The organism is Vibrio sp. 2134-1 (assembly GCF_033339495.1).
The window spans coordinates 1-655 of sequence record NZ_JAWOUS010000524.1; the positions used below are offsets into that span (position 1 = coordinate 1).

Below are 655 nucleotides of genomic sequence, written 5' to 3' on the forward strand. Positions count from 1 at the left end.
GCCGTTAGTGCCAAACAGATGAAACAGGCGATCATTTTTAATATCGTGCTTACCGCCATCTCAGGCTTGGTTTTGGTGTTTTACGCGCTGAGCTCACCAGAAAGCATCATCACCTTCATCGGTTTGGGTATTCTTGCCATTATCGCGGCGATTGCTTACACCATGGGCAGTAAGCCCTACGGTTATGTCGGCTTAGGCGATATCTCCGTATTCCTGTTCTTTGGTCTGCTAGGCGTATCTGGTACATACTTCCTGCATACTGGACATGTAGACACCACTCTATTCTTACCAGCTCTGGGCTGTGGTTTACTCGCGGTAGCGGTACTGAACATCAACAACATGCGTGATATCGAGAACGATCGCGAATGTGGAAAGCGCACGGTCGCCGTCCGTTTGGGCCAACACAAAGCCAAGCAGTACCACTTTATCTTGCTTGGTGGTGCTATTTTAGCGTTTGCGGCTTACTTGTTAATTCAAGACAAACCTCTGTGGATTAGCCTACCCTTCTTGTTGAGCGTTTATGTCGTCATTCATCATGGTAAAGCCGTTTGGGATACAGAAAAACCTGCACAAATCGCTCCAATGCTGCCAGTTATCGTAAAATGCTCATTAGTCACTAACGTTTTGTTTGCAACAATTGTGGTAGCTCAAACTC

The 655-nt window shown here is 46.7% G+C and carries 1 protein-coding gene; it reads left to right on the forward strand.

Annotated features, from left to right (window positions below; all coding sequences use genetic code 11):
• On the forward strand, nt 1-655 hold a 655-nt coding region (gene menA, locus R7R78_RS27010; RefSeq protein WP_225474721.1), incomplete at both ends, for a 1,4-dihydroxy-2-naphthoate octaprenyltransferase.